This is a genomic window from Lacinutrix sp. WUR7 (genome assembly GCF_016864015.1).
Taxonomy (GTDB): Bacteria; Bacteroidota; Bacteroidia; order Flavobacteriales; family Flavobacteriaceae; genus Oceanihabitans.
In genome coordinates this window covers 1,151,687-1,172,612 of sequence record NZ_CP045067.1, presented here as the reverse complement: position 1 = coordinate 1,172,612, position 20,926 = coordinate 1,151,687, and the positions used below count along the sequence as shown (strand labels likewise).

Genomic DNA, 20,926 nt, shown 5'->3' with positions numbered 1-20,926 from the left:
TTAAATTTTATTTAAGAAAAGGTAAAGGTCGCAACTATTATTATAAAATCTGTATTTTTGTAGTCTAAATAATAAGTAATGAAAAATATTCTAGTTCCCATTGGTGCATCTAAAAATGCAAAAAACACACTACAATACGCTATAGATTTTGCGCAAGTTATGCAAGCAGATGTTTATGTTTTCAGATCCTTTAGTTTAGCTCCAAAAGCAGGAGCAATAATAAATGTAGATAGTATTGTTGCTAGAGAACAGGTTGCAAATGTGAAAGAAGTTGTAGACCAAGTAGACACAAAAAATGTATCCGTAAAAATAATATCTGCCAAAGGAGGCGTTGTAGATAGTATAGATGCTATAAACAAAGAATTAGGTATAGATTTAATAATTGTAGGACAGCGACCTAATGATTTACAAGAAAGTTATTTTTTAGGAAGAACTCCGGGAAGCATCGTGAAGAAGACAGATATTCCTGTTTTAGTTATTCCAGAAGGATATGCTTATAAACCTATTACAAAGATTCTTACAGCAATAAAATCTGGAGTGGTTAGCAAAAAGGGTTCCTTAGTGCCATTACAAAAGATAATAAAGACTTTTAATACTGAAATGCATTTACTGCAGGTAAAAACGAAGGCTTTTTCTGCAGAAGATTCTGAAATAAATGTGGAGTTAAAAGCATTAGCTTCTTCGTATAGTAGTTCTGAAAATGCAACCTTATTTCAAGGTGTTTTAGAGCATTTAAATACGCATAATCCAGATGTTATTTGTGTTTTTAGACGTAAAAGAGGATTCTTTAAAAAACTATGGGAGCAAAATACGATTAAGAAAGTAGATTTTGAAAGTCGCGTACCTCTTTTAGTCTTAAAAGGAGCAGAGTAACAAATAACTATATAAAAGAAATACTTTTAGTAACTACCTGTTGTAAAGCTTCAGGTAGTTTTTTGTTTTTATAAGGATGGGAAGCATCAAATACGTGGTTGCTCTTTTCTATAGAAAATAATTCACTTTTATTATTCCAGGCATGTAAATTTTCTGCTTCATTAAATTTTACGGAAGGATCTTCCTTTGCATGAATAATTAAAAAAGGAATGCTTACTTTTTTGGTTGCCAATTCTATATTTAATCGATTTTCATTTGCTTTGTAGTCTAAATAAAACTGATAGTTGTGTGGCATTTGTTGTTGGGTTCTGCCATTTAAAACATACTTAACACCATCTTTTTTCCATTGTTCTAAATCTCCCGTTGTAGATGTTCTTTTACCAAATCCACTGACACTTGCCCAAGTGATTAATTTGGTTATTCTGTTATCTTCAGATGCCTTAATTATGGAAATTCCACCACCTCTGGAATGACCAATTAGCGTGATATTACTAGTGTCTATCTGATTTATATATTCATTTTCTTTAGATAGCAGATGATTTAATATACTGTCAACATCTTCTAACTCTTTGGTGTAATTGTTTTCTGCAAAAGCATCGAGATCCGGAAAATCTATTGGGTTTTCTACTGTGCTGCCATTATGCGAAAAATTAAATTTCACAAAAAACAAGTTTGCTTCACTGTATGCTTGTGCAACTAAATCCCAAGCTCCCCAATCTTTAAAGCCTTTGTAGCCATGACAGAAAACAACTAATGGTTTTTTTGTATTATTCTCTTTATAGAAAGCATCCCAAACGATTGGTTTTTTGGAATCTCTCTGTAAAATGTTATTTTTCTGGACCATTACACTTCTTTTTCAACAAAATTAATTTTTGGATTACAGATTTCTAGAATGATTTTTTTGAGCTCTATTTCAAAATGTTGCATGGTTTCTTCCGTAATAAGTTGGGCTTTATTTCTTCCCTCTTTTACTGCGAATTTTAAAAAACCGTTACTTAAATTTTTAAAGGATATAATACCAGCTTCCAATGGAAATTGTACTTTATTTTGTTGCATCATCATATATGCATACATCAGTACTTGAAAACTCTTGCTGTATTTTTTATAATCTGTTGTTAGGTCTTCCCAATTAGAAATCTCTACTTCATTAGATAATACTTTACCCGTTTTATAATCAATAATTCTAGTGATACCATTGTATGTATCTACACGGTCTACTTTTCCAGTAAGATTAATCGTAAAGTCTAGCTCAGGAATTGTTATAGATGTTCTGTTATTAGCCTCTAGAGAGATGATTTTTATTTCATTTCCTTGTTTTACATCTTCAATTTCTAAGTTTAAAAAATTAAGGACGTAGCGTTTGGCAATTTCAAAAATGATGAGGTTTTTTCCGGTATGAATATCTCCTTCTTTATATTCATTTTCAAAATGATAGGTTACCCTTTCGTTAATTTTAGATTTTTGCTTTTCTAAGTTTTCCACGGTTAAATAGGAACCAATAAAAGTAGTATATAAATCTTCTAAAGTATTGTGTACCACTGTACCAAGTGTATTAAAGGCAACACTTTCTTCTACATCTTCCTGTTCTTTAATTCCTAATATTTTCTGATAATAAAAATCTATAGGATTCCTAATATAATTGGTAATTGAGGAAGGTGAAAAACCTCGTTCTGCAACCGTTTTCAATTTGTTTTGAATGGCTTCTGTTTTTTCAATTTCTAATAATTTGGTAAAACAAGCTTCTACTTTTGGCGTTACAATTCGGTGTTTGATTTCGTGATCTCCTTCTAATTCTAACTGCGTAATGAATCTACTTTTTTCTCCACCAGTTAATACATCAACTTCCGTATTATATAGAATGTATACGTTTTTAGCGCGTTGTAATAACCTATAAAAGTGGTATGTGTACACCGCGTCTTTTTCTTTGTAGGTTGGTAACTGATTTTCTATTTTTACATCGAAAGGAATAAAGGAGTTATTTGTTTTTCCTGACGGAAGCACACCTTCATTTACTGATGCAATAATTACAGTTTCAAAATCTAGAACGCGAGATTCTAACATTCCCATAACTTGTAAACCTTGTAAAGGTTCTCCTTGAAAATCTAGAGTTGCTGCACTTAATAATTCCTTGTAAAGGCCATGAAGTGTGTTTATATCTTTTATATAACTATACCTATCATTTAGGCTAGATAGTTCATTAAATAGCTCATTAAAGCGAAATAAGTACTCTAAAGAGAGTTTGTTGAGTGGTTTATTTACATCTAAGTCTTCCTTTATGCATAAAATTAAATCGGCACAATTTTTAAGAATGTTTTCGACACTGTTTTCTTTTATAACAAATAATAAGTCTATGATTTTTGTTGCAGTGGTACTCAGTTCTTTTAAGCGATCTACTGTTAAGTAAACGAGGTTATTTGTTAATATTGTTTCTGTTATTTTGGATGCGACATCTACATTGTTTGTATTTAGTAAAGACCTTATAAATTGATGGGATATAATAGCAATAACATCTTTGTAGTAAAAGGTATTACTTGCTTTTTTATGTACTTGAAATATTTGTTCAAATAAAGAGGCTAGTGGGATGGATTGTAAAGGAAAACCCATTGTAATATTTAAGGCATCAATAGATTCTGGAAGTGCATTTAAAGTAGGGGTAAGTAGATTCTCATCTGCAAGTACCACAGCTGTTTGTTGTAATGTTTGATCTTTTTCTTTTAAAGATTTTAAAAGGGTACCTATATATTTTGCTTGTCCGATGTTTTTAGGAATACCAACAACTTCTATGTTTTTTGGTTGGGTATAGTAATTGGTCTTCCAGTTAAAAGGATGCGTAGTGAAGTACTTCCAATTTTTGTGATGTTGTCTGGTAAACAATCCGGCATCGTGGTATTTATTGTCAAAAAATTTCTGGTCAATATCCCAAAAAATTTCAGCCATTTCATTTTGCAGCAATTCTTGAATAATATTTTCTTCGGCTTTATTGAGTGCGTTAAAACCTAAAAAAATATGTTGTTTTTCTGAAGCAGTTTGTATGTACGATTCTATATTTTCTACAGCTTCTCTATAAATTAGTCCTTGGTAACCTGTTTTGTTTTGTAGAAGCTCTTCCGCAAACTTGGTATAATACTGGTTTAGTTTGTTCCAAAAGGAAAGATATTTTTTTATAAAATCCGATTTTGGTTCTTCCAAAGACCAATGCTTTAAATCTTGGATAGCGCTTAAATAGTTGAATATTTTTTCTTGGGGAATGAGATACCTGTCTATTTCATTAAAATCCTGAAGTAATATTTGCGCCCATTTAGAAAAAGAATCAAAACTTTCCTGTTCTTCTTTTTTAGTTAATTCTAAATAGACTTTATAAAATACAAATAGAAGTTCTGTATTTGAAGTTTTTTTTAACTGGGATAGATCTTCTACAAACTCCTCTATACTAATGATTTTAGGAGATAATATAGTATGATTAACTATTTGTGCAATTTGGTGTTTTAAAAAGATACCAGCACGTTTACTGGGTAAAATAAAGATTAATGTAGATAAATCTTTATTTCTGTTCTGTAAATCTTTTAGTACATCTAGAATGAATGTTGTCATTCTATAAAAATAAAAAACGCTTCGATATATCGAAGCGTTTTTATTAAATATTTAGATTGTTTTGTGAAACTTATTTTCTAAGTTTTACTTCAACACGTCTGTTATTTCTCTTACCAGCTCTTGTAGCGTTAGAATCGATTGGGTAATCTTCCCCAAATCCAGCAGCAACTAATCTGTCAGCACTTACTCCGTTAGCGATTAAGTAATCTCTTACAGCGTTAGCTCTTCTTTCAGATAATAATTGGTTAGAAGCTTTAGGACCATCACTATCAGTATGTCCTTCTAACGTAAAGTTAGATTCAGGATATTCTTTTAAGATAGCAGTAATTGCTTGTAATACTGGGTATGTTTCTTGTTTGAAAGATGACTTAGCACTTGCAAATAAGATTGTTCTAGCATAGTTGTTTAATGTTGCCATTACTTCAGCAGTTGGAGCAGCAATTACTTCTGGACAACCATTGTTTGCAGCAACACCTACTTCATTAGGACATTTATCATCTTTGTCTAATACACCATCACCATCAGTGTCTGCCCATGGGCAACCATTGTTAGCAGCAGGACCAGCTTCACTAGGACATTTATCATCTCCATCAGCAACTCCGTCACCATCAGCATCAGGACAACCAGCTAAAGCTTTTAATCCAGCAACTGTAGGACATTTGTCTTCATTATCAGCTACACCATCACCATCAGTATCAGGACATCCGTTAAATTCAGCTAAACCAGCTTCATTAGGACAAGTATCTTTAGAATCTTCAATTCCATCACCATCAGCATCAGGACAACCGTTGAATGCTTCTAAACCAGGAACTTCTGGACAAGCATCATCTTTGTCATATACACCGTCACCATCTGTATCTTTTCCACCAAACTTAACAGTTAAACCTGCAGAGTGTTGGAAATGTTTAGATAAGTAATCTTCAAATGAATGTTTGTAAGTAGATTGTAAGTTAAAACCAATGTTTTCTGTTAACCAGAAATTTAAACCGAAAGAACCGTTTAAAGTACCAGCTCCAATTTCATCAATCCAAGTGTAACCACCACCAACACCTAAATAAGGCTCAATAGTATTACAGTTTAATAAATCTGCAAAGCTATATTTAACAGCTCCGTCAAGACCATAATAAGTCATTTCACTAACTTTTAAGCTAGGTACTCCTAATGTCTCTCCGATTTTTTCAATTTTGTTGATTGATCCTGTTACTCCAACAGAAAATCCATTATTAAGGTATTTAGATACATTAATAGTAGATAAAGATGGAAGGATATTCCAGTGATCTGATGCGTTAAAGAACTCATCAAAGTAATCTCCTTGAGGAGCATCTTCTCCAACTGGATAAAGATCGACTGCGTTTACCCCGAAACTAATTGCCCAAGGATTGTTTTCATCTTGTGCATACGTGTTGCTAAAACCTAATACAAGCAACATAGCGAACAATAATCTGCTAAGATTTTTCATATTCAAAAATTTAATTTTTAAGTGTTAATTGATAAGCAAAAGTAAGTTGTTAAATATTATTAACAAAGACAAATATAAAAAAATATTAAAAATAATCTTTAATATCAGCTGTTTGTAGTCAATTTAAATAATATCTAATGTTTTCCCAATTTTAATGAAGCTAGATATAGCCTTATCTAAATGCTCTTTTTCATGTGCTGCAGAAAGCTGTACTCTTATTCTTGCTTTTCCTTTTGGAACTACAGGAAAAAAGAAACCGATAACATAAATGCCTTCATTTAATAACATATTAGCCATAGTTTGAGATAGTTTTGCATCATATAGCATTACAGGAACAATAGCAGAATCACCATCAACAATATCAAATCCAGCATCTTTTATTCCTTTTTTGAAGTACTTAGTATTCCATTCTAGCTTGTCACGTAAAGAGGTATCGTTTTTAAGCATATCAAAAACTTTAATAGATGCACCAACTATAGCAGGAGCTAAAGAGTTTGAAAACAAATAAGGTCTGGAACGCTGACGTAATATTTCAATAATTTCTTTTTTTGCTGTTGTATACCCACCCATTGCACCACCTAAAGCTTTACCTAAAGTTCCGGTAATAATATCTACTCTTCCTAGAACTCCTTTTTCTTCTAGTGTTCCAATTCCTTTTGGTCCAATAAATCCAGTGGCATGACATTCATCTATCATTACCATAGCATCATATTTGTCGGCTAAGTCACATATTTTATCTAAAGGAGCAACTAATCCATCCATAGAAAAAACACCATCTGTAACTATAATTTTATTTCTAGCCCCATTTTTATTGGCATCTATTAGTTGTTGTTCTAAATCGGCCATATCATTATTAGCATAACGATATCGTGCTGCTTTACATAAACGTACACCATCTATTATGGACGCATGATTTAAAGCATCTGAAATAATAGCATCTTCTTTTCCTAATAGAGGTTCAAATACACCTCCATTAGCATCAAAGGCTGCGGCATATAAAATGGTGTCTTCTGTACCATAAAAATCTGCAATCTTTTGTTCTAATTCTTTATGAATGTCTTGGGTACCACAAATAAATCGAACAGAAGACATACCAAAACCGTGCGTATCCATGGTGTCTTTAGCTGCTTGAATAACCTCTGGATGTGATGATAAACCTAAATAGTTATTGGCACAAAAGTTTAAAACCGTTTCGCCAGTGTTTAGTGTTATTTCGGCTCCTTGTGGTGAAGTAATAATACGTTCTTCTTTGTAAAGTCCGTTGTCCTTTATGTCTTGAAGTTCTTGTTGTAGTTGTTGCTTTATATTTCCGTACATGATTTTGTTTTTTTTACAAATTTATAATGTTTTTTGCGTTAGTGGTAGAAACGGCATCCTTTTTTATGTGAAATATATTACCTTTTATTACTAGTTACTGGTAGTGTAAATGCTGTGCATCGCATATAAGGTATATGAAAAAATAAAAAAGATATAGTGGATGACACGACGTGCTGTAGTTTTTTACGAAAGCACGTAACGCCATCATTAAAAGGTTACGACTTGAATATCATCATTTATGTATACCAGTATTTTATGAATCACTTTATAGGACATTTCTTCTATTACACGTTGATAGTTTTCTAATTGTAATTGGTGTTTTTTGTTTATTGCTCCCGTTTTATAATCGATTATGGTTGCTTCATTATTGGCATTAATTACCAATCTGTCTGGTCTTATAATTTCATGATTTGAAATAATATCCCGTTCGTTATAAATCGTGTTTTCGATGGTAAAATAGTCTTTTAGTTCTTTGTGATCTATTATTTGTAATATCGTTTTTTGTAGTTCTATGGCTTGTTCTGGATTTATAATTGCGGTTTCTTTAAAATGGGTAATTGCAAATAAAACATCTTCTTTTGTTTTAATATGTGCCAATATATTGTGAATAAGATTTCCTTTTTCGATGGCTTCTTGTTGCGCTGTATTCCATAAATAACCAGAATTAGTAACAATTTTTATGTTGTGACTTTCTTTGGTTGTGGATATAAATTCTTGTTGTTCTACAATTTCTTTATGCCTAGTTTCTTCTTTAGATGTTTTTTTAGGGTTACCAAAAGAAAAGGTGGTTTCACTTTCATTATACTTGTTTGCTTGTTGCAAGTAATTTATAAATAAGCCAGCGTAGGTTTTTTGTTCCTTTAATTCTTTGGCAGATACATCTCTTTTAGAAATAATATAGAGTTGTTCTTTTGGTCTTGTTAAAGCAACATATAATAAGTTGATGTTATCTAGTTCTAATTCTGCTTGATGCTTGTTATGGATTTGCAGACCAACCTCACCATAATTTTCAAATTCTTTGGTGTAGTTTAGTAGTGTGCTAGAAAATCCATTAAAATTTTCTGCTTGTAAGGGAAACCATTCTTTTGCTTCTATTTCGGTATAAATATTTAAATCGGCATAAGGGAAAATAACTACAGGAAATTCTAACCCTTTAGATTTATGAATAGTCATAATCTGCACCGCGTTTTGTCCTTGCGGTGAAACAATACTTAGATTTCCTTTTTTATTGTTGGCATATTCTAAAAAGCCAGAAAGGCTAGAACCTTGTTTTTGTGAATACTCTAATACAAAATCTAAATAATATTGTACATAAGCATTGGAGGTTTCTACTAGATTAAAGTTTCTAACAATACTTTCTGCCAACTCATACAATGGTAATTGTAGTAATTGGTTTGGGGTTAAAAATATATGGTAATCTTCCAAACTTTTAAAGGTTTGAAAAAGCGACTCATTTATATGTTTACTGAAAAATGCATGCTTGTCTTTAATTTGGAATTTTTCGGAAAGATAATTTAAAGCCTTAACCTTGATTTCATCGTTCTCGGATTGCACCAATAGGGTTAGGATATTATCAATAAACTGCACTTCCGGACTGTTAAAAATTAGCATCGTTTCGGAAGACATAATAGGAATGCCTACTGTATTTAAATATTCGGCAATAGCGATTCCTTCTTTTTTCTTACGGACAAGAATGCAAATATCTTGATAAGTATATCCGTTGGTTTGACACGTTCTAATGGTTTCTAAAACTTTCTGCGGATAGATCTCATCTCTTTCTTCGTCTTTAAGATCTAGAAAGTCGAATTGGATATATCCTTCATTTTTGTTAAAAGTGTTTTGTTTAGAGCCTTCATGATAGAGTTCGCTATAATCCTGGTTGGATAATGAAGTTTCGGCTACATATTTAAAAAAAGCATTATTAAAATGTATAATTTCTTGGTAGCTTCTAAAGTTTGTAGGTAAATTATCTACATGTTGTTCTACTTGAAAAGGATCTGTTTTTTTTGAGTATAAGTCTATAAATTGATCTGCTTCTCCGCCACGCCATCTATAAATTGCTTGTTTGGCATCACCAACTAACATGGCTGTTCCTTGTTCTTGTTTTAAGTTTTGACCAGCAAGCGAGTTATCTATTAACGGAATTAAATTTTGCCATTGCAGTTTAGAGGTGTCTTGAAATTCATCGATAAAGTAATGTCTAAATTTTTCGCCCAATCGTTCGTAAATAAAAGGCGTTGGTTGGTCTTTAATTTCCTTGCTTATTAAGGTGTTGAATTCAGAAATTAATAATTTATTCTGATCTATTTTAATGTTAGTTAACTCTTGGTTTATTGCGCTTAAAACCGATAAAGGTGTTATGTTTTTATAAAATGCTTTTAAGAATTTATATTGAAAAACTAGTTTTTTGGTTTCTTCAAAAGCTTTAATGAATTGTGGTTGCAATCCATCTATTACAGCTCCAAGTTCTGGAGTAAGCCGTTTAGGATACAGTGTGTCGCCGTTAATTAATTCCACTTGCCATTTATTGATGAAGCTAATATCAAATCTTTTATTCTTTAGATTTTCAAAATGTTTTGGTAGAGAGCTTCTATTAAAATCATTAAACTGCAAACCAGCTTCATCAATTAGCTGTAAAACGTTTTGTGTGATTTCTAAAATTTCAGCTTCAAGGCTTTTTGTATCTTTTCTTAATTGTGCTTTAAGGACTTTAAAATCTTCAAGCGATTTGTCTTTTAATTTTTCAATATGTGCTACATCATTTTCTTTAACTAAGAGTTTTGCAATCTTATTAAAGTCGAAAGAAATATCCCAACTCTTATCATCATCTGCTTTTTCAATGGCAAAATCCACTAAAATTTTTGTCAGCTCTTTATTCGTTCCTGCTTTTGCAATCAAACTATCTACTGCTTCTTGTAAAAGGGAATCTTGATCTAATTCGACTTCAAAATTTAAAGGCAGTTTTAAATCATGCGCAAAGGTTCTAATTATTTTATGTGTAAATCCGTCAATAGTAGAAACATCAAAAGCTGCGTAATTATAAATAATACTGTTTAGTATTTTTTTTGACTTACTATGAAGTTTTTCTGGTTCCAGTTGTAATTCTTCAGAAAGAATAGAAAACATGCTGTTTGGGGTTTCCATAATTTCTTCCGAAGAAAACGCGGTAAGCATTTCAATAATACGTTCTTTCATTTCACCAACCGCTTTATTGGTAAAAGTAATAGCCAGAATGTTCTTGTATTGTTGGGTATTACTAGATTGCAATAAAATCTTTAAATACTCTTTAACGAGTGTAAATGTTTTTCCACTTCCAGCAGATGCATTGTAAATAGTGAAAGGATGTTGGTTAGTCATGCGTTAAATTTTACACAAGATAAAGATTATCGATAATTTGATAACTATTTATTATTTTTAATTGAAGGCATTTATGCGTAAATTTGAATAAAATTTAATAATAACAACTAAAAATAAATATTATGGCTTTCGAATTACCGAAATTAAAATATGCTTATGATGCTTTAGAACCAAACATTGATGCGCGCACAATGGAGATTCATTATACAAAACATCATCAAGGTTATACAACAAAATTAAATGCAGCTATTGAAGGAACAGATTTAGACGGGAAATCTATTGAAGATATTCTTGGTAATCTAGATATGAAAAATGCAGCTGTTAGAAATAACGGAGGAGGTTTTTATAACCACTCTTTATTCTGGGAAGTAATGAACCCAGAAGGAAAAGGACGTTTGTCTGGAGATTTAAAAGATGCTATTGAAGCTGCTTATGGTTCTGTAGATGCTTTTAAAGATACTTTTAGTAAAGCAGCAGCAACACAATTTGGTTCAGGTTGGGCTTGGTTATGTGTGCATAAAGGAGGAAAAGTAGAAGTTTGTTCTACTCCAAATCAAGATAACCCATTAATGCCAGGAGTTACTTGTCAAGGAACACCAATTTTAGGATTAGATGTTTGGGAGCATGCTTATTACTTAAAGTACCAAAACAGAAGACCAGATTATATTGAATCTTTCTTTAATGTAATTAACTGGAATGAAGTTGAAAGACGTTATGCAGAAGCGAAGTAAGCTTTAAAAAAAATAACAAGTGCCTATATGTAATAGGTAGATATAAAAAAAGGTGAACTTGCGTTCACCTTTTTTCGTCCCAAATCTACCATGAACTTAACCTACTTATGTTATGGAGATATATGTATAACGTGAAAGTATATTGAATATTATAAAATGTTGAAAAAAATTTCGTTATAGAAAATGAAAAAAGGTGAACGAGAGTTCACCTTTTTTGCCCCAAATCTACCATAAACTTAACCTACTTATGTTATGGTCTAGCAAATATAAGCGTGCTTAGGCCAAATTATAAAACTTATTAGATAAACTACTAATATATTAGCCTAAAGGGTTAAAGAGTCTGTTTTAGAAGGAAATGTTGAAAAAAATTTCGTTATAGAAAATGAAAAAAGGTGAACGAGAGTTCACCTTTTTTGCCCCAAATCTACCATGAACTTAACCTACTTATGTTATGGTGGTACTAATGTAGTTTTATTTCTTGGAATTAGTGAAATCTTTTAGATGAACCGCTTTTTTTTAGGATTAAGCGCTTCAAAACTAAATAGATACGGAAAAACCGTAAGAAAAAAGCTAGTAAGCGCGTTCTTCATTTCCTTCATAAAAATTAATAAACGCTTTATTTACAACTCTATTCCCTCCTGCGGTTGGATAATTCCCTGTAAAATACCAGTCTCCTAGGTTTTTAGGACAGGCTTTATGTAAATTAGATACCGGTTGAAATATTATCTTTACTTCGGCATTTACTGTTTCATCACTTAATAATTCTGAGATTTTATCTGAAAGTTCATCCGCTGTAAAAAGATCATATAATTCTTTTACAAAGTTTTTTACTTCCGCATCTTCTAAATCTACCTGCTTTTTACATTTTTTGTATACTTCTTCAATTAAATGATACTTGTTGTTGTCTTTTAAAAGCGAAAGCATTGCTTTAAAGGCTATTAATCCTTCAATTTTTGCCATGTCAATACCGTAGCAATCCGGGTAACGTATTTGCGGTGCAGAAGAAACCACGACTATTTTTTTAGGATGTAGTCGATCCATCATTTTAATGATACTCTTTTTTAGAGTGGTACCTCTTACAATACTATCATCAATAATAACCAGGTTATCTGTTGGTTTAATTACACCGTAAGTAACATCGTAAACGTGCGCAACTAAATCGTCTCTACTACTATCTTCAGTAATAAAAGTTCTTAGCTTAACATCTTTAATTGCTATTTTTTCAATTCTTGTTCTTTCCGATAAGATTTCAATAACACGTTCTTTTGAAAGCTTTCCATCACCATCTAAAATAGCTTGTGTTTTCTTTTGATTAAGATGTTCTTCAACAGCTTCTATCATTCCGAAAAATGAAGTTTCTGCAGTATTTGGAATGTAGGAGAAAACAGAGTTTTCCGTGTCATTATCAATTGCCTCTAAAACTTTAGGCATTAATAATTTACCAAGTTCTTTACGCTCTTGATAAATTTCAGCATCACTTCCTCTAGAGAAATAGATACGTTCAAAAGAACAAGCTTTTCTTTCTAAAGGTTCTAATATTTGTTGAATAGAAACTTCTCCAGATTTTTTTGTAATGATAGCATGACCAGGCTCTAATTCTTTAACGTCATCAAAGTCTACATTAAATACTGTTTGTATTACTGGTCTTTCTGAAGCTACTACTACAACTTCATCATCTTGGTAATAATAGGTTGGTCTTATTCCTGCAGGATCACGAAGTACAAAAGAGTCTCCATGACCTAAAAGTCCAGCCATTGCATAACCACCATCCCAGTTTTTTGCAGCTTTTCTTAAAATTTTTGCAACGTTTAATCGATCTGCAATTAAAGGGGAGCATTCGTTTTTATTGTATCCTTCTTTTTTAAGCTTTTTGTATATTTTAGAAACAGCATCATCTAAAAAGTGTCCAATTTTTTCCATTATAGTAATGGTGTCTGTGTACTCTTTTGGATGTTGTCCTAAATCTATTAAGTTTTTAAATAGCTCTTTAACATTTGTCATATTAAAGTTTCCAGCTAGAATAAGATTTCTGTGCATCCAGTTATTTTGTCTTAAAAAAGGATGTACACTTTCTACGCTGTTTTTACCAAAAGTACCATAACGAACATGACCTAAAAGCACTTCTCCTATATAAGGGATGTTCTTTTTTTGTAAAGCAACGTTATCTTGGTATTCTGGGTGCTCTGTAAGTTCTTTGTTTATTCTACCGTTTATTTGAGCAAAGATATCTTGAATAGGTTGCTGCGCAATAGAGCGAACCCTGCTTATATAACGTTCTCCTGGTTTAGTGTCTAGTTTAATACTTGCAAAACCAGCACCATCTTGACCACGATTGTGTTGCTTTTCCATTAAAAGATACATTTTGTTTACGCCGTAAAATGCAGTACCATATTTCTCTTTGTAAAACTCTAATGGTTTTAAAAGTCTAATGTGTGCAATTCCACATTCGTGTTTTAAAGCATCGCTCATTTTTAGTTGTGTTTATTGTTTTTATTTGTGTTGTCGCTTTTTACATTGTTTCATAACAAATTAGGAAACTTTGATTTTTGCGGAAATAAAAAAACGCGCTCCATTTTGAGCGCGTTTATATTTAGTTTAATTCAATTTCAAATTGTGTTAAATCCTTGAACTGCTGCAAGCGTTCGAAGATTTCTTTATCTGTTAAGGTTAGCATGCGTTCTGTCCCAAATTTTTCTACGCAAAAGGAAGCTAGTGCAGAACCATATATTACAGCCTTTTTCATGTTTTCAAAAGAAATATTACCTGTTTTAGCAATATACCCTGCAAAACCACCTGCGAAAGTGTCTCCTGCTCCAGTTGGATCAAAAACTTCAGCTAATGGTAAAGCTGGTGCATAGAACATGTTTCCTTCACTAAATAGTAAAGCGCCATGTTCTCCTTTTTTAATAACCACATATTTAGGACCCATTTCATGAATCTTCTTTGCAGCATTTACTAGAGAATATTCTCCAGATAACTGGCGAGCTTCTTCATCATTAATGGTGATCACATCTATATTTTTTATAACTGCTTTTAAATCATCCATAGCAATATCCATCCAGAAATTCATGGTATCTAAAATTGCTAATTTTGGTTTTTTAGACATTTGATCCAGAACACTCTGTTGTGTTAAAGGATGTAGGTTACCAAGCATTACAATATCTGCATCTTTATAACTTTCAGGAACAACTGGCGTAAAATGTTCTAGTACATTTAATTCTGTTGCTAAAGTATCACGAGTGTTCATATCGTTATGATATTTACCACTCCAAAAGAAAGTTTTTCCTTCTTTTACTATTTCAACTCCTTCTATATTTATTTTTCTTTCGGTTAAAAGATCTAGATATTCTTGCGGAAAATCTCCTCCAACAACAGAAACTGCTGCTGCATCCACATGATCAAAATTTGCTGCAGAAAAACCTATATAAGTTGCTGCTCCTCCAAGAATTTTATCGGTTTTACCAAAAGGTGTTTCAATAGCATCAAATGCTACAGTACCTACAATGACTAATTTGCTCATAAAGCGATATTAATTTTTTTTGCAAATATACGTTATTTTAAAACGAGTATAATAAATTATTTCCTTCCAAAATCTGCAGGTATTTCTCCCCAAGCTTTGGTTTCCCATTTTACAATAGTTGTTTTGTACGTGTTATTGTTTAACCAGGCTATTGCGCGGTCTACCAAATCGTAAACAGGTTTGTTTTTGGCGTTGCGTTCTAGCTTAGAATTGCATGTTTTTTTGCGTACCCAACTCATAGCAGTTTTCGAGTCTGTATATATAATAAGGTCACTATTGTGTTTTTTTAAAAAACTTAATCCGTGAACCAATGCTAAAAATTCGCCTATATTATTTGTGCCTTCCGCAAAAGGGCCTTGAATAAACAATTGTTTTTTAGATTTTGTTTCTACACCACGATACTCCATAATACCAGGGTTTCCAGAAGAGGCAGCATCTACGGAAATAGAGTTGTAATTAGGTTGTCCAATTTTTTTAAGTTGCTCTGCGGTAAGTTCGCTTTTAAACTTCTTATTGGTACCTACGTAATCTTTATAGCTTCCGTTTAATGCTTTTTTTGCAGCATCAAAAGTGGCGAAAGATTTGTATTGTGCGCCTTGATAATCTTTAATTTGTGCTTTACAGTCTTTCCAAGTATCAAAAACACCAACGCGGTGCCCCTTCCAAACAGTATAATATTTTTTTTTCTTTTTTGACATCTTTAGCTTCCGCCTTTCTACATCGCTCAAGATAAACTTTAGCGAAAATCGGATTATTTATAGTTTAACTTCTATTCTGAAAATAATACCTGATTTACTACTTCAGGAAAATGCTCCATTTCCAATAAATGAATCTTTTTAGCGACATCTTCAGCAGAATCCGTAGTATTTACCTTACATTTTGCTTGAAAAATGATAGCTCCTTCATCATAATGTTCATTTACGTAATGAATAGTGATCCCGGTTTCTTTTTCTTTATTATTTACAACGGCTTCGTGAACATGCATTCCATACATGCCTTTTCCTCCATATTTTGGTAGCAAAGCAGGGTGCACATTTATCACTTTATTAGGAAAATGTTGGAGTATGTTTTCTGGGAACTTCCATAAAAAACCGGCTAACACAATAAGGTCGGGTTGGCTGTTTTTAAGTAAATCTAGTACATCAGTGGTTTTAGTAAATGCTGTCCTGTTGAATGATAATGCGCTAACATTCAGTTTTTTACATCGGTCTAAAACTTTGGCACGAGGATTGTTAGTTAGAACCTGAATAACAGAAGCATTTTCTCTGTTGTGAAAAAACTTAATTAAATTTTCAGCATTAGTTCCACTTCCGGAAGCAAAAATTACAATACGTTTCATTTACAGATAATAATGTTAAAATTGTTCAAACAAAAAAAAGAATAATTATTAACAATTAGCGGGTAAAAAAGAAATATTCAGCTTTATTTATTAAATTAGGACACATTTTTAAACTAAAGGTGTGTTTTAAAATAAAGTTTTTTATTTTTGCCATCTAATTAAAACTTAAAATTAAAAAGATTATGTCAGACATTGCATCAAGAGTAAAAGCGATTATCGTAGACAAACTGGGAGTTGATGAAAACGAAGTTGTTACTGAAGCTAGCTTTACAAACGACTTAGGAGCAGATTCATTAGATACTGTAGAATTAATAATGGAGTTCGAAAAAGAATTCGATATCCAAATACCAGACGATCAAGCTGAAAATATTGCAACAGTTGGTCAAGCAGTTTCTTATATCGAAGCAGCTAAATAAGAACAAATTTTTATGGAACTAAAGCGAGTTGTAGTTACAGGTCTAGGAGCATTAACACCAATCGGTAATACCAAAGATGAATATTGGGAAGCCTTATTAAGTGGTAAAAGTGGTGCTGCGCCAATAACATATTTTGATACGGAAAAGTTCAAAACCAAGTTCGCTTGTGAAATAAAAAACTTTAACGCGACCGATTTTTTTGATAGAAAAGAAGCGCGTAAAATGGACAGGTTCGCTCAGTACGCTATGGTAGCTTCAGATGAAGCTATCATAGATGCTAAGCTTAACTTGGACACCATCAACAAACTACGTGTTGGTGTTATTTGGGGTGCAGGAATTGGTGGTCTAGAAACCTTTCAAAACGAAGTTTTAAACTTTGCAGAAGGAGATGGTACACCTAGATTCAATCCATTCTTTATTCCAAAAATGATTGCAGATATTGCACCTGGGAACATATCTATTAAACATGGATTTATGGGACCAAATTACACAACAGTTTCGGCTTGTGCCTCTTCTGCTAACGCTATGATAGATGCCTTAAACTATATTCGTTTAGGTCATTGTGATGTTATAGTTACTGGAGGAAGTGAAGCAGCAGTTACTATTGCTGGAATGGGTGGATTTAATGCCATGCATGCTTTATCTACTAGAAACGAAAGCCCAGAAACAGCATCTAGACCTTTTGACGCTACCAGAGATGGTTTTGTTTTAGGAGAAGGCGCAGGAGCTATTGTTTTAGAAGAATATGAGCACGCAAAAGCAAGAGGAGCAAAAATATATGCAGAAGTATTAGGAGGCGGAATGTCTTCAGATGCATATCACATGACAGCGCCACATCCAGAAGGAATTGGTGTTATTGCTGTTATGAAAAATTGTTTAGAAAATGCCGGACTTAAACCAGAAGAAGTAGACCATATTAATACACATGGTACCTCAACACCTCTAGGAGATGTTGCAGAACTTAAAGCTATTTCTCAAGTATTTGGTGCGCATGCGAAAAACATAAACATTAATTCTACAAAATCTATGACTGGCCATTTGTTAGGTGCAGCAGGAGCTATTGAATCTATTGCGTGTATTCTTGCAATGGAACATGGTATCGTGCCTCCAACAATAAATCATACTACAGTGGATGACCGTATAGACCCTGAATTAAATTTAACACTTAATACACCTCAAAAAAGAGATGTTAAAGTAGCCATGAGCAACACCTTTGGATTTGGTGGACATAATGCTTGTGTATTATTTAAGAAGTTAGATTAATTTTTGAATGAGCTACATTCGTAACATATTTAATTCTCGTTCTAAAGATAACGGGGATTTTTTTACGTCTATCGCAAAAATTTTAAGCTTTAAACCTAAGGAAATAAAATTTTACCAAACTGCTTTTACACATCGTTCTATGAACATAAGAAATAGCAAAGGACATGCTATTAATTATGAACGATTAGAATTTTTAGGAGACGCAATGCTTAGTGCTGTAGTGGCACATCATTTATATATAGAAGTTCCAAGTGGAGATGAAGGGTACCTTACCAAAATGCGTTCTAAAATTGTAAGTAGAGAGCATTTAAACGAATTAGGAAGAGATCTTAAACTAATAAAATTAGTAGAAAGTAAAATACCTAAAGGTCAATTTGGTGATAATATTCATGGCAATTTATTCGAAGCTTTAGTAGGTGCTATTTTCCTAGATCGAGGCTATAAGTACTGCGAGAAATTTATTTACAAACGAGTAATTACTCCACATGTAGATATAGAAACGCTAGAAGGCAAAGTAATAAGTTATAAAAGTTTGCTTATTGAATGGTGCCAAAAAGAGAAGAAAAATTTTAATTATGATGTCTATGAAGACACAGGAAATGATGATATAAGACATTTTTCTGTGAAACTTTCTATAGATAAAAAAGTGATTTCTAAAGCACGAGCTACTTCTAAAAAGAAGGCCGAAGAAAAAGCCTCAAAAAGAGCGTTTTTTGCGTTGCAAAAGCAAATCCCAAGAGGAGCTACAGTTTAAAATTATTATCTACCAACTATAACGTTTTCGTTAAAAACAACTGTTAATATTACCTTTAGCTTAACACAATTCTTCGTTTTAAATACTATATTTACAATAATTAAAAGGAATTAACATTTTGCGAAAACTAATTCTTGAAGATTTTATAGAAGACATAGACTATGCTTTAATTGGCATACATTGCTCTATTGAAGACTACAGACTAGCCTATTTATTAAACAAACATCTAGGACTAAACCTTAAAAGAAAATCCGTAGATATAGAATATAAAGATACTTCATGTTATTCTATTTTTGAATGGGAAGACGAAAAACAATTAACCGTTTGGAATCTGATATCTAACATTAGCAAAATAGAAGTTAATGATGCAGTAGATGTTACTTCGTTATTTGTAAACGAAGAGAAATTTACAAAAACAAACTATTTAATTCCCGAATATAAAAAGGTGAATTTTATATTAAAAATAAGTGATGATCCTAATCAGCATTTAGAAAAGCAAGCCTTAAATAAAATTTTAGAAATACCTCAAGTAGTAACTGCTTTTGGTATTGATGCAAACAAATTAAAAACTACAGACCAATTAATATTTAATTAAAAATATTATCTCTCGATATCTATCGGGATTCAAGGAAAACGAATATGATAAAAAGAAAAAAAACCAAAATAGTAGCAACCTTAGGACCAGCAACAAGTACCAAAAAGGTTTTAAAAAGAATGCTAGAAGAAGGAGTAGATGTGTTTAGAATTAATTTTTCGCATGCAGATTATGCAGACGTAAAAGAACGCATTCAAATGATACGTGAACTTAATGATGAATTTGGTTATAATGCGGCTATTTTAGGAGATTTACAAGGACCAAAACTTCGTGTAGGAGTTATGAAAGGAGATGTCATTGTAAAAGAAGGAGACGAAATTATCTTTGCCACCGGAGAACGTTTTGAAGGGACAAAAGAGCGTGTTTACATGACTTATGACCGTTTTCCTCAAGACGCAAAACCAGGAGAACGTATTCTTTTAGATGATGGTAAACTTATTTTTGAAGTCGTTTCTACAGACAAAAAAACCGAAGTTAAAGCAAGAGTAATACAAGGTGGCCCCCTTAAATCTAAAAAAGGAGTAAATCTACCAAACACCAATATCTCACAACCAGCTTTAACAGAAAAAGATATTGAAGATGCTATTTTTGCCATTGAGCAAAAAGTAGACTGGATGGCTTTATCCTTTGTACGTCATGCAGAAGATTTAATGCAATTAGAAGAATTAATTAAAAAGCACAGCGATCATAAAATTCCAATTATAGCTAAAATTGAAAAACCAGAAGCTGTAGAAAACATAGATAAAATTGTTGCTTATTGTGACGGATTGATGGTTGCTCGTGGGGATTTAGGAGTGGAAGTGCCTGCAGAACAAGTACCACTTATTCAAAAACAATTAGTATTACGTGCTAAAAAAGCTAGAATTCCAGTAATCATTGCAACGCAAATGATGGAAACTATGATTTCTAGTCTTACACCAACAAGAGCAGAAGTGAATGATGTTGCAAACTCTGTAATGGATGGCGCAGATGCAGTAATGCTTTCAGGTGAAACTTCTGTCGGGCAATATCCTGTGCAAGTAATCACGCAAATGTCTAACATTATTAAAAGCGTAGAAGATTCCCCGCTTATTCAAGTACCACAAATGCCACCACATATTCGCACAAAAAGATATATCACCAAATCGATCTGTTATCACGCAGCGAATATGGCAAACGAAATTAATGCAAAAGGTATTTCAACACTTACCAATAGTGGGTATACTGCATTTCAAATTTCAGCTTGGCGTCCATCAGCACACATTTTAGTATTTACCTCTAACAAACGTATATTAGCGCAGTTAAATTTACTTTGGGGGGTTAAGACGTTTTATTACGATAAGTTTGTAAGCACAGACGAAACCATAGAAGACGTAAATGCTATTGCTTGTAAAAAAGGGTATTTAGAAGTTGGTGACATGCTAATCAGTTTAGCGGCAATGCCAATACAAGAAAAAGGAATGGTAAACACCTTGCGTGTAACCGAAATTACAAGTTGTAGTTTCTAGATTCTTTTTGTCATTCCGACTGTAAAGGAGGAATCTTTAATAGGATTCGTTACACTCGAAAGGACAATAAGTAATAAAGTTAATTTTTATAGCGTTTACTACTTCGCTAAAAAGCTTCGTAGTACCGCGCTTTCTACTATATCTTTTGCCGAAAAAGCAAAAGGATGCCGTTACAATCGCTAACGCGAGACTAAGAATAGTTTATAAATTAAAACCAGTTACAG

Annotated in this window: 16 protein-coding genes; 7 read left to right on the top strand and 9 right to left on the bottom strand. The window is 32.5% G+C overall.

Going from position 1 to position 20,926, the window contains the following annotated elements; all coding sequences use genetic code 11:
- Window positions 1-78: 78 nt before the first annotated feature.
- Window positions 79-873, top strand: coding sequence for a universal stress protein (locus tag FG167_RS05090; RefSeq protein WP_203460338.1), 795 nt, complete (start codon window positions 79-81; stop codon window positions 871-873).
- 7 nt (window positions 874-880) lie between these two features.
- Here FG167_RS05090 and FG167_RS05085 read toward each other — a convergent pair whose 3' ends face one another.
- The 5 genes from FG167_RS05085 to FG167_RS05065 form a co-directional block, all read right to left on the bottom strand.
- On the bottom strand, window positions 881-1,717 hold the full coding sequence (locus tag FG167_RS05085) for a S9 family peptidase (RefSeq protein ID WP_203460337.1): 837 nt from the start codon (window positions 1,715-1,717) through the stop codon (window positions 881-883).
- Window positions 1,717-4,464, bottom strand: a complete 2,748-nt coding sequence (locus FG167_RS05080; RefSeq protein WP_203460336.1) for a PD-(D/E)XK nuclease family protein — start codon at window positions 4,462-4,464, stop codon at window positions 1,717-1,719. Before FG167_RS05080 ends, FG167_RS05085 begins: the two co-directional genes overlap by 1 nt.
- Before the next feature lie 70 nt (window positions 4,465-4,534).
- A complete protein-coding gene (locus tag FG167_RS05075) occupies window positions 4,535-5,923 on the bottom strand; it encodes an OmpA family protein (protein WP_203460335.1) in 1,389 nt (462 codons plus the stop codon).
- 123 nt (window positions 5,924-6,046) lie between these two features.
- Complete coding sequence (gene kbl / locus FG167_RS05070; RefSeq protein ID WP_203460334.1) at window positions 6,047-7,240, bottom strand: glycine C-acetyltransferase; 1,194 nt, start codon at window positions 7,238-7,240, stop codon at window positions 6,047-6,049.
- Between the two features lie 207 nt (window positions 7,241-7,447).
- On the bottom strand, window positions 7,448-10,597 hold the full coding sequence (locus FG167_RS05065) for an exodeoxyribonuclease V subunit beta (protein ID WP_203460333.1): 3,150 nt from the start codon (window positions 10,595-10,597) through the stop codon (window positions 7,448-7,450).
- 122 nt (window positions 10,598-10,719) lie between these two features.
- Between FG167_RS05065 and FG167_RS05060 the strand changes: the two genes are divergently transcribed.
- Window positions 10,720-11,328: a superoxide dismutase gene (locus tag FG167_RS05060; protein WP_203460332.1), complete on the top strand. Its 609-nt coding sequence runs from the start codon at window positions 10,720-10,722 to the stop codon at window positions 11,326-11,328.
- 570 nt (window positions 11,329-11,898) lie between these two features.
- Here FG167_RS05060 and FG167_RS05055 read toward each other — a convergent pair.
- From FG167_RS05055 to purN, 4 genes are all read right to left on the bottom strand, one after another.
- On the bottom strand, window positions 11,899-13,797 hold the full coding sequence (locus FG167_RS05055; protein ID WP_203460331.1) for an amidophosphoribosyltransferase: 1,899 nt from the start codon (window positions 13,795-13,797) through the stop codon (window positions 11,899-11,901).
- A 121-nt stretch (window positions 13,798-13,918) separates the two neighbouring features.
- Window positions 13,919-14,848, bottom strand: a complete 930-nt coding sequence (locus FG167_RS05050) for a PfkB family carbohydrate kinase (protein WP_203460330.1) — start codon at window positions 14,846-14,848, stop codon at window positions 13,919-13,921.
- Between the two features lie 56 nt (window positions 14,849-14,904).
- Window positions 14,905-15,546 (bottom strand): viroplasmin family protein, encoded by a 642-nt coding sequence (locus tag FG167_RS05045; RefSeq protein ID WP_203460329.1) that lies wholly within the window; start codon window positions 15,544-15,546, stop codon window positions 14,905-14,907.
- A 71-nt stretch (window positions 15,547-15,617) separates the two neighbouring features.
- Entirely contained in the window at window positions 15,618-16,187 is a 570-nt protein-coding gene (purN, locus tag FG167_RS05040; protein ID WP_203460328.1) for a phosphoribosylglycinamide formyltransferase, read from the bottom strand.
- A gap of 182 nt (window positions 16,188-16,369) precedes the next feature.
- On the opposite strand from purN, the gene FG167_RS05035 reads away from it, so the two are divergent.
- From FG167_RS05035 to pyk, 5 genes are all read left to right on the top strand, one after another.
- Window positions 16,370-16,603, top strand: coding sequence for an acyl carrier protein (locus FG167_RS05035; protein WP_013869581.1), 234 nt, complete (start codon window positions 16,370-16,372; stop codon window positions 16,601-16,603).
- A 12-nt stretch (window positions 16,604-16,615) separates the two neighbouring features.
- A complete protein-coding gene (fabF, locus tag FG167_RS05030; protein WP_203460327.1) occupies window positions 16,616-17,866 on the top strand; it encodes a beta-ketoacyl-ACP synthase II in 1,251 nt (416 codons plus the stop codon).
- 7 nt (window positions 17,867-17,873) lie between these two features.
- Window positions 17,874-18,620 (top strand): ribonuclease III, encoded by a 747-nt coding sequence (rnc, locus tag FG167_RS05025; RefSeq protein WP_203460326.1) that lies wholly within the window; start codon window positions 17,874-17,876, stop codon window positions 18,618-18,620.
- A 118-nt stretch (window positions 18,621-18,738) separates the two neighbouring features.
- Window positions 18,739-19,215: an IPExxxVDY family protein gene (locus FG167_RS05020; RefSeq protein ID WP_239004446.1), complete on the top strand. Its 477-nt coding sequence runs from the start codon at window positions 18,739-18,741 to the stop codon at window positions 19,213-19,215.
- A 44-nt stretch (window positions 19,216-19,259) separates the two neighbouring features.
- Entirely contained in the window at window positions 19,260-20,702 is a 1,443-nt protein-coding gene (pyk, locus tag FG167_RS05015) for a pyruvate kinase (protein WP_203460325.1), read from the top strand.
- The last annotated feature ends 224 nt before the right edge of the window (window positions 20,703-20,926 follow it).

What these genes read in the sequence shown, in the direction of transcription:
- FG167_RS05090 (WP_203460338.1), top strand. Translation starts at nt 79, where the DNA reads ATGAAAAATATTCTAGTTCCCATTGGTGCATCTAAAAATGCAAAAAAC.
- FG167_RS05085 (WP_203460337.1), bottom strand. Translation starts at nt 1,717, where the DNA reads ATGGTCCAGAAAAATAACATTTTACAGAGAGATTCCAAAAAACCAATC.
- FG167_RS05080 (WP_203460336.1), bottom strand. Translation starts at nt 4,464, where the DNA reads ATGACAACATTCATTCTAGATGTACTAAAAGATTTACAGAACAGAAAT.
- FG167_RS05075 (WP_203460335.1), bottom strand. Translation starts at nt 5,923, where the DNA reads ATGAAAAATCTTAGCAGATTATTGTTCGCTATGTTGCTTGTATTAGGT.
- kbl (WP_203460334.1), bottom strand. Translation starts at nt 7,240, where the DNA reads ATGTACGGAAATATAAAGCAACAACTACAACAAGAACTTCAAGACATA.
- FG167_RS05065 (WP_203460333.1), bottom strand. Translation starts at nt 10,597, where the DNA reads ATGACTAACCAACATCCTTTCACTATTTACAATGCATCTGCTGGAAGT.
- FG167_RS05060 (WP_203460332.1), top strand. Translation starts at nt 10,720, where the DNA reads ATGGCTTTCGAATTACCGAAATTAAAATATGCTTATGATGCTTTAGAA.
- FG167_RS05055 (WP_203460331.1), bottom strand. Translation starts at nt 13,797, where the DNA reads ATGAGCGATGCTTTAAAACACGAATGTGGAATTGCACACATTAGACTT.
- FG167_RS05050 (WP_203460330.1), bottom strand. Translation starts at nt 14,848, where the DNA reads ATGAGCAAATTAGTCATTGTAGGTACTGTAGCATTTGATGCTATTGAA.
- FG167_RS05045 (WP_203460329.1), bottom strand. Translation starts at nt 15,546, where the DNA reads ATGTCAAAAAAGAAAAAAAAATATTATACTGTTTGGAAGGGGCACCGC.
- purN (WP_203460328.1), bottom strand. Translation starts at nt 16,187, where the DNA reads ATGAAACGTATTGTAATTTTTGCTTCCGGAAGTGGAACTAATGCTGAA.
- FG167_RS05035 (WP_013869581.1), top strand. Translation starts at nt 16,370, where the DNA reads ATGTCAGACATTGCATCAAGAGTAAAAGCGATTATCGTAGACAAACTG.
- fabF (WP_203460327.1), top strand. Translation starts at nt 16,616, where the DNA reads ATGGAACTAAAGCGAGTTGTAGTTACAGGTCTAGGAGCATTAACACCA.
- rnc (WP_203460326.1), top strand. Translation starts at nt 17,874, where the DNA reads ATGAGCTACATTCGTAACATATTTAATTCTCGTTCTAAAGATAACGGG.
- pyk (WP_203460325.1), top strand. Translation starts at nt 19,260, where the DNA reads ATGATAAAAAGAAAAAAAACCAAAATAGTAGCAACCTTAGGACCAGCA.